This window comes from Bradyrhizobium sp. (assembly GCF_049512235.1).
Taxonomy (GTDB): domain Bacteria; phylum Pseudomonadota; class Alphaproteobacteria; order Rhizobiales; family Xanthobacteraceae; genus Bradyrhizobium.
Map to the genome: position 1 here is coordinate 1 of NZ_JBEKXH010000367.1, position 7340 is coordinate 7340.

Consider the following 7340-nt stretch of genomic DNA (forward strand, 5'->3'; position numbering starts at 1 on the left):
ACGCTGGTCGCGTAGACGGTGGGCTCCCTCTCCCCCCAAGCGAAAGCGTAGCTTTCGCGGGGGCGGGAGAGGGTTGGGGTGAGGGGGGCGCTGCATCGGGACCGCCCGAGTGGTCCCCTCACCCCACCCTCTCCCGCGCTAAAGAAGCGGGGAGAGGGAGTGAGAGAGTTGGGCCACCTGACTGGCGCGCTTAATCTAGCGCATACGGGGGCGCCCCTCATGGTCGCCCTCTCGCGGCATCACCCGATCTTACCCGGTCTCACCAGGGCACCCCCAAGGGGTGCCCCTACGCGTCAGGCATCGAGACTCATCGTGATGTCCACCCGCGCTCTTAATGGGTTGCTACGACAACGAATGGAATCAGCTCAGCCCGGACGATAGGCGCCGGTGTTGGGGTCCTGTCGCAGCGTCGGAATCTCCTCGGAGGCGGCCGGCTCCGCGACCCGCGCGAAGCGGGCCTCCTCCAATTCCCTGTTGACCTTCAGAGCTGTCCTGTAGGCCCAGCGGACCACCGCCAGACCACCAAGGGCGGCCGCGAACGCGATCAGCGGCGGCATCGGTCGATCCTTATCGTTCATGCGTCACGCCCCATCTATATTGTCGCCCAAGCCGGCCCCGGCTGCAATTGACTTGTCCGAGACCAAATGGCGCGGGCTGGTCCCGTCAAAACCCGAATTTGGCCCAGATTGCCCGGCTTTCCAGCGCCGAAATCACCTCATCCGGCAGACCCGCCATCCCCTCCAGCTGACCCAGCGTCCCCGCGCCCGCCGATTTGCGGCCGAGCAGGCCGGACAACAACCCGGTCGCAGGCGCGATCACCGGCGTCAGCACCTTGTCGCCGTAGCGCGCGCGCAGCGTCGAACGCAGATCGCCGATCGCGTCCGCCAGGCCAAGCGAAACCGACGTCTGGCCGGCCCAGTATTCGCCGGTGAACAGGACATCGTCGGCGCCCTTCAGCCGGTCGCCGCGGCTTGTCTTCACCAACGCAATGAAGAGGGCGTGGATCTCGCGCTGAAGGGCCTTGACGCGCGCGACATCGTCGGCATTTTCCGGCAGGAAGGGATCGAGCATCGCCTTGTGCGCGCCCGCCGTATAAAGACGGCGTTCGACCCCGAGTTTTTTGATCAGCTCCTGAAATCCGAAGGAGCCGCCGACGACGCCGATCGAACCCAGAATGGAGGACGGGTCGCAGAAGATCTCGTCGCCGGCACAGGCAATCATGTAGCCGCCGGATGCCGCGACATCCTCCACGAAGGCCAGCACCGGCAACTTCTTTTCCGCGGCGAGTTGCCTGATCCGCAGGTAGATCTGGCGCGACTGCACCGGCGAACCCCCGGGCGAGTTGATCACCAGCGCCACTGCCTTGGCACTCTTGATCGCGAAGGCGCGCTCGAGTGTTCTGGCGAGGCCGGCCAGCGACATGCCCGGCCGCAGCGGCGTAACCGCACCGATCAAGCCCGACAGCCGGACCACCGGCACCACCGCGGTTCCAGGCCGCAGACGCGCCGGAAGCCATTCCATCAACCTGTCGATCAGGCCCGACGATATCCCGCGATCATCCCTCTGTTCCGTCATCCCGTTACCTCAAATTAACCATTTCTTATGGTTCAAGTGTCACTGAAACCCATGGAACGTCTTTTGCATTCATCCGGTCGTCAACTGCAACGGAGCATCCGAGAAAGACATGAAAATCTATCTGCTGATGATGCTGATCGGTGCATTGTTGATCGCGATCCACTTCACCTCGGCGCCGAAACCGAGGTCAAAGACGATACCTCAATAGCGGTTCCGCCGTTTCATCGCTCCCGATTGCATCAGTATCGGGTTGGAGCCTTCGTTTTGAAGCGTTTTCTTCACGCGAACCGGTCTCCACCTCGCTCAGCTTCAGGTTGTGGCCAGTGGCAACGCGCATTTTCCGGCCAGAACATCCTGTAGCTGTTTATTAGGCAGCCCTGACGCGTCATTGAGCAGCAGCGAGGCATGGATTCGGGTCGGCGCCTTGCCGCCCTTGATGGCGCTGACCAGCACCCGTATCGCCGGCGCCGCCGCCTCGCCATGGACCGGCAGAACGGCCAGGCTGCCAAAGCCCCGCCCCAACGCCGCCAGCACCTCGGCAAGACCATCCGCGCGCCAGATCAAGCTGAGGTCGCCGCCGGATTTCAGGATGCGCCGCGCGGCGTGAATCCAGCCCTCAAGCGTCGCCGCCGACGCCACATGTGCGGTCTCGCGGCCCTTGTCCGGCGAGGCGCGGTGCCGCTGGGGATCATTGAACGGCGGGTTCATCAGCACGACATCGACGCTGTCGGGGGACAGTCCGGCGGCGGCGAAGGCTGTGGCGCCGGAGGCAATGTCGAGCACGATGACGTCGGCCGGAATCGCATTCGAAGCCGCATTGCCGCGCGCAAGAGCCGCCAGCGCCGCATCGATCTCGACCAGAACGAGCCCGATACCGGCCACGCGTTTGGCCACTGCCAGACCGGCGGCACCCACGCCGGCGCCGAAGTCGACCACCCGATCGCCCGAACGCGCCGGCGTCGCCGCCGCCAACAGCATGGCGTCATGGCCGGCGCGGTGACCCGACTTCGGCTGCCGCAGACGCAATTGCCCGCCCAGAAATGCGTCCTCGGTCAGTTCGCACGCTTCAGTCATCGGCCCGCAGCTCGTGGCCGAGGCCGGCATCGACCAGAATCTGGCGCGCTTCCCGGTTGTCGTCGTCATGGACCAAAATCCGGCGCGGCAGGACGCCGAGCGAGCCTTCGATCACGCTCATGTTCTGGTCCAGCACCAGATGATGGATATTCGCGCCATCGAGCAGCGCGCCGATGGCCGAAACCAGAACCATATCGTTGGTCCGAACCAATTCCCGCAACTTTCGGCTCTCCGTTGGCTCAAGTGGCATTTGTCAACCCGGCGCAGCCTCTCATCGCGTGGCCTGTCAACTTGCATTGCGCGCCCTTGTCGCGTTCCCCGGCGCTTTCTATTGTTATAATCACGGTTGATGCCAATTGCGCAAATCTGGAGACCAGCGTGGCGGTTATTGTACCCTTCGAGAGCCCATCGAATGCTTCGATCGATGCGCTGGTCGCGCTTGTCGCCGCCGATATGGCGCGCGTCAACGCCACGATACTGTCGCGGACCGGCTCCGAAGTCACCATGATTCCCGAGGTCGCCAACCACCTGATTTCGTCCGGCGGCAAGCGGCTGCGCCCGATGCTGACTTTGGCCATGGCGGGACTGGCGGGCTATTCGGGCGACGGTCATATCAAGCTCGCGGCCTCGGTCGAATTCATGCATACCGCCACCTTGCTGCATGACGACGTGGTCGACGAGAGCGAATTGCGCCGCGGCAAGCTGTCGGCGCGCATGCTGTGGGGCAACGAGGCCAGCGTCCTGGTCGGCGACTTCCTGCTCGGCCAGGCTTTTCGCATGATGGTCGAGGTCGGCTCGCTGCGCGCGCTCGACATTTTATCGGCTGCCGCGGCGACCATCGCCGAAGGCGAGGTGATGCAACTGGCGGCGGCGAAAAATACCGCCACCACGGAAGACGAATATCTCGCCGTGATCCGCGGCAAGACCGCCGAGTTGTTCGCGGCGGCCTGCGAGGTCGGCCCTGTGATTGCCAACCGTCCGAAAGCCGAACAGACCGCCTGCCGGTCGGTCGGCATGAATCTCGGCATCGCCTTCCAGCTGGTCGACGACGTGCTCGACTATGGCGGCAAGGCCGCCAAGCTCGGCAAGAATATCGGCGACGATTTTCGCGAAGGCAAGATCACGCTGCCGGTGGTGCTGGCGTTCCGCCGCGGCAACGATAGCGAGCGCGCCTTCTGGGTCGACGCGCTGGAGCGCGGCGAGATCCGCGCCGGCGATCTCGATCACGCCATCGGGCTCATGACCAAACACCGCGCGCTGGAGGACACCCTGCATCGCGCCCAGCATTACGGCGCGATGGCGGTCGACGCGCTGGCGCTGTTTCCGGCTTCGCCGATGAAATCAGCGCTGGAGCAGGTGGTGGCATTCTGTCTGGCAAGATCGCATTGAACGGCGCGTCCGCTTGGCCCGAAGTTCTGATCATATCGAAGCTTGCGATGCTGCGCTCCCTCTCCCGCTCTTCGCGGGGGAGACCACCAGCGCCCCGCAGCCCGCACCACGCCGGCGAGAAACTGGGCCTCTTGCTCCTGTTGATTCCAAGGAGTTTTTTCGCCCACTTTCTCTGGAGAGTTGGGGTGGAAGCTCCGGGCGAAAATCCATCGATCGGGTCATCCGCTTACTTTGTTCGATGCGCCACGGCCGTTGACCGCGCTGCAAGGCTCGGGCTCGTTGTCGAGCCGAGACCCGCATCGATCAGCACCGCGACGATGCCGGCCATCAGCAGGAGCGCGCTGTAGAACACGACCATGCCGTTGATCCACTTTCGATAGATGGCCTGGTCCTCGGCGGTCGCTTCCCGAGGGCTCCTCACCGACAATTCCGGGGTACAATGGCCGGCATCGTCGCCGTGTTCAGGCGCGCCGGGCCCGATGCAGCGTTCGATCGTGCGACGAGGAAACGCGATCAGCTTGCCGCCATGCGCGGGAGGGCATTTCCGCGGCACTCGATCGGCACCGAGCCGGGTTGCAAAGACTTCCGCATAGTCCTGGACATGTTTCATTGCTGCACCCGTAATGGGATATTGACGATGATTTGTCCGAGCACCAGATCGAGCCCGGCTCCGAACTTTTTTGCAAAATGCCGCATCGGCCAGTCGGTTCTGTCGCAGACCAGCCGAAGGCTGCTGGCTTCTCTGCGGCGGGCCCAGTCCATGCCCTCTTTGAGCAGCATCGTGCCGATGCCCTGCCTTCGCCATTCCCGATCGACAAACAGATTTGCCTCGGCACAGGCCTCGCGCGCGGCATGACTGGCACGGATGACGCCCCTTAATTCGTCGCCAACAAACCATCCGGCCATCCATGCCGCGGGATGCAGCACCAGCTGCCGCAACACGCCGCCCGCCCTTAAGGTGCGATCATCGTCATCGCGGCGCATTGCATCGCGGCTCATCGCGATAGCACCATCGAGGGCGTCGTCCGGAGCTTGTTTGCTGATCGGCAGTTGCCGGGATCGGAGGGTCACGGCAACACCGCCATCAGTGCAAGGTCACCGGGCGTCGTTCCGCAGGACCTGGCGGCCCAATAGATTCCGATCAGCAGCAGGATCACGAAAGCCGAATAGCCGAGGGAGGGCGTGATGTCATAATAGCCGACTTCGTCCGGCGTGGCCTCGATCCGGGTCTGTTGCGCGATCGCCATGGTGCTGTCTCCAATGTGTTCGGCGTGGATTCGCGTCCCCACGCCGAAACTACAATCGAGCGCCATCGCCGACTGTGAATTCATTCACATCGGCCAAATAAAATCACCCGGCGCCCCGGTCCGGCTCAACCGGGCCTATTTGGCTGGCACCGCGTCTGTGCGAATCATGCGGGGGTCTAAGGCGTCAGCGGGTTTGCCGGCTGGGCCGGCTTCGGCCCGGGCGCTGCGGGTTCGAGTTGCAGCTTGGGCGCGGTCGGCATCACCGTTGCGCCGGCGGCGCGTGCGGCCTCGCCGGTGGTTCGGTATTTCGCAACCTCGGCCGTTTGCACCGTCGGCCTGCTCCACGGACCATGATCGACAACGAGCATGGCCAATACCCCGGCAATCGCGACAGCGAGTGCCACCGCAATAGGGATCCGCTTCGAATGTCGTTCAATGTTGGAATGATTCATCGTCATGCGGAACATTCCCGAATGGCTTCCGATCGCCCAGACAATTCGCAGGCGGCAGGTAAGGTTCCCTGCCGGTCGTTCGGGGAACTGGGATCCGGAAATGGCAACCGGAGCTTTGATTCCAGGAACCATCTTTGGCGCCGCCGGTTTCCTCCTCTCCAAGCAAAGGAGGACCCAAGATGACTATGGAAGCAAGAGAAACCGGTTCCCTGATCGGCAGCGACAAGGTGGAAGGCACCGCGGTATATGGCGCCAACGATGCCAAGATCGGATCAATCGAGCGTGTCATGATCGACAAGACCAGCGGCAGGGTGTCCTACGCCGTGCTCAGCTTTGGCGGTTTTCTCGGCATCGGCGACGACCATTACCCGCTGCCCTGGCAATCGCTGAAATACGACACCAGCCTCGGCGGCTATCGCACCGGCATCACCGAAAGGGAGCTCAAGGGCGCGCCGAAATACAGCAACGATAATGCCTGGAACTGGAGCGATCCGGCCAGAGCCCGCGCGGTGAATGACTACTACGGCATTGCGATGACGTAAGTCACCGGCCCATCGCGATCGAGATGGAAGGCCCGCCCGACGGCGGGCCTTCTTCGTGTGAAGGGCTGCCAAAAAGACCCAGCCCACCGCACAAAGAGATCTCCTACCAGCGCCGTCCCCCAACCGCGGCCATATCCCCATCCGCCGTAGAAGCCGTAATAGGGTCCGTAGCCATAATAAACCGCCGCCCGGTGCCGTCAGGTTGACGGTGTTGGTTCCCATGAACAGGTGATTATATTCAACGCCCGCCGACCAGTTCGGCGCGAAGCCGTATTCGAGACCTGCGCCGACCGCGCCGCCCCAGCGGGTATCGCTGGCCGAGCCAACCACGGTGTGGGTGCCGGTGATGAGATCGGAATAGCGCGTGTCGGTGACCGCCGCGCCGCCCTTGGCATAAAGCAGGACATTGTTCCAAGCATAGCCGATCTGGCCCGTGAACAAGCCGAAGGCATCGAGATTGCTGCGGTTGTCAAAGCCGGCATTGAAAGCGGCGATGCTGGTATTTCTGGCGGCCAGATGAGCCCAGTTGCCCTGCGCTTCGAGGCCGAACACCGCGGAACCCGCCTGCCAGCGATAGCCAAACTGGCCGCCCGCGGTTCCGCCACTGCCATTGGTGCCCCCTTCAGGGAAATTTCCCGCCGCGGTCAGCAAGGTCCAGTAATTGTTGGTCCCACCCCAGCCGCCGTTGGCGCCGACATAGAAACCGCTCCAGTCATAGACGGTTGCGGCAACATAGGGCGGAGCCTTGCTGTAGGTTCGCGCCGGAAGGTCGGCAGCCGACGCAGCGGCGGAAATTCCTACGGCGGCCAGTCCAACCGCACCCAACAGAATCTTCATGTGAAAGCCTCGCGCTGGAAAATCGCCCCAAAGTAGAAATAGAAAATATTGCGACAGTTTCAGGGCGGCAGCGTTTCTAGCCAGACATAAAGCGGTCACGATTTTTATTAACAGCCTTAATTTTCGGTAATGAAAATGAAGTTTTGTTCATTCACCGCGGCAATAATGCGATCATCGACGATCGCCGAGCGACGCCGAAGCCGCCCTCAATTCGTCGCTAATTA

10 protein-coding genes and 1 pseudogene are annotated in these 7340 nt (G+C 62.8%); 2 read left to right on the forward strand and 9 right to left on the reverse strand.

Annotated elements, in window-relative coordinates; genetic code table 11:
* Positions 1–365 precede the first annotated feature (365 nt).
* From ABSG20_RS26420 to ABSG20_RS26435, 4 genes are all read right to left on the reverse strand, one after another.
* Positions 366–557 carry a hypothetical protein gene (locus tag ABSG20_RS26420; RefSeq protein ID WP_423867439.1) on the reverse strand — a complete coding sequence of 64 codons (192 nt, stop codon included), beginning with the start codon at positions 555–557 and terminating at the stop codon, positions 366–368.
* A 106-nt stretch (positions 558–663) separates the two neighbouring features.
* On the reverse strand, positions 664–1575 hold the full coding sequence (locus ABSG20_RS26425) for a S49 family peptidase (protein WP_423867430.1): 912 nt from the start codon (positions 1573–1575) through the stop codon (positions 664–666).
* A gap of 309 nt (positions 1576–1884) precedes the next feature.
* A complete protein-coding gene (locus tag ABSG20_RS26430; RefSeq protein ID WP_423867431.1) occupies positions 1885–2649 on the reverse strand; it encodes a tRNA1(Val) (adenine(37)-N6)-methyltransferase in 765 nt (254 codons plus the stop codon).
* Positions 2642–2869: a putative signal transducing protein gene (locus tag ABSG20_RS26435; RefSeq protein WP_423867432.1), complete on the reverse strand. Its 228-nt coding sequence runs from the start codon at positions 2867–2869 to the stop codon at positions 2642–2644. Before ABSG20_RS26435 ends, ABSG20_RS26430 begins: the two co-directional genes overlap by 8 nt.
* A gap of 158 nt (positions 2870–3027) precedes the next feature.
* On the opposite strand from ABSG20_RS26435, the gene ABSG20_RS26440 reads away from it, so the two are divergent.
* Positions 3028–4038: a polyprenyl synthetase family protein gene (locus ABSG20_RS26440; RefSeq protein ID WP_423867433.1), complete on the forward strand. Its 1011-nt coding sequence runs from the start codon at positions 3028–3030 to the stop codon at positions 4036–4038.
* Between the two features lie 226 nt (positions 4039–4264).
* On the opposite strand, the gene ABSG20_RS26445 is transcribed toward ABSG20_RS26440, so the two are convergent.
* The 4 genes from ABSG20_RS26445 to ABSG20_RS26460 all read right to left on the reverse strand — a co-directional run bounded on the left by ABSG20_RS26445 (position 4265) and on the right by ABSG20_RS26460 (position 5743).
* On the reverse strand, positions 4265–4648 hold the full coding sequence (locus ABSG20_RS26445; RefSeq protein ID WP_423867434.1) for a hypothetical protein: 384 nt from the start codon (positions 4646–4648) through the stop codon (positions 4265–4267).
* Positions 4645–5037: a GNAT family N-acetyltransferase gene (locus ABSG20_RS26450; protein WP_423867435.1), complete on the reverse strand. Its 393-nt coding sequence runs from the start codon at positions 5035–5037 to the stop codon at positions 4645–4647. Before ABSG20_RS26450 ends, ABSG20_RS26445 begins: the two co-directional genes overlap by 4 nt.
* A gap of 68 nt (positions 5038–5105) precedes the next feature.
* Complete coding sequence (locus tag ABSG20_RS26455; protein WP_423867436.1) at positions 5106–5285, reverse strand: hypothetical protein; 180 nt, start codon at positions 5283–5285, stop codon at positions 5106–5108.
* Positions 5286–5461: 176 nt separating this feature from the next.
* Positions 5462–5743 carry a hypothetical protein gene (locus ABSG20_RS26460; protein ID WP_423867437.1) on the reverse strand — a complete coding sequence of 94 codons (282 nt, stop codon included), beginning with the start codon at positions 5741–5743 and terminating at the stop codon, positions 5462–5464.
* A 173-nt stretch (positions 5744–5916) separates the two neighbouring features.
* Here ABSG20_RS26460 and ABSG20_RS26465 point away from each other — a divergent pair, with 173 nt between their 5' ends.
* Positions 5917–6279, forward strand: coding sequence for a PRC-barrel domain-containing protein (locus ABSG20_RS26465; RefSeq protein WP_423867438.1), 363 nt, complete (start codon positions 5917–5919; stop codon positions 6277–6279).
* Between the two features lie 231 nt (positions 6280–6510).
* On the opposite strand, the pseudogene ABSG20_RS26470 reads toward ABSG20_RS26465, so the two are convergent.
* Positions 6511–7116, reverse strand: a pseudogene (locus tag ABSG20_RS26470) (outer membrane protein); the annotation flags it as partial.
* Between the last annotated feature and the right edge of the window lie 224 nt (positions 7117–7340).

Excerpts from the sequence above, each read along its gene's own strand:
- ABSG20_RS26420 (WP_423867439.1), bottom strand. The coding sequence starts at position 557 with ATGCCGCCGCTGATCGCGTTCGCGGCCGCCCTTGGTGGTCTGGCGGTG.
- ABSG20_RS26425 (WP_423867430.1), bottom strand. The coding sequence starts at position 1,575 with ATGACGGAACAGAGGGATGATCGCGGGATATCGTCGGGCCTGATCGAC.
- ABSG20_RS26430 (WP_423867431.1), bottom strand. The coding sequence starts at position 2,649 with ATGACTGAAGCGTGCGAACTGACCGAGGACGCATTTCTGGGCGGGCAA.
- ABSG20_RS26445 (WP_423867434.1), bottom strand. The coding sequence starts at position 4,648 with ATGAAACATGTCCAGGACTATGCGGAAGTCTTTGCAACCCGGCTCGGT.
- ABSG20_RS26450 (WP_423867435.1), bottom strand. The coding sequence starts at position 5,037 with ATGAGCCGCGATGCAATGCGCCGCGATGACGATGATCGCACCTTAAGG.
- ABSG20_RS26455 (WP_423867436.1), bottom strand. The coding sequence starts at position 5,285 with ATGGCGATCGCGCAACAGACCCGGATCGAGGCCACGCCGGACGAAGTC.
- ABSG20_RS26460 (WP_423867437.1), bottom strand. The coding sequence starts at position 5,743 with ATGACGATGAATCATTCCAACATTGAACGACATTCGAAGCGGATCCCT.
- ABSG20_RS26465 (WP_423867438.1), top strand. The coding sequence starts at position 5,917 with ATGACTATGGAAGCAAGAGAAACCGGTTCCCTGATCGGCAGCGACAAG.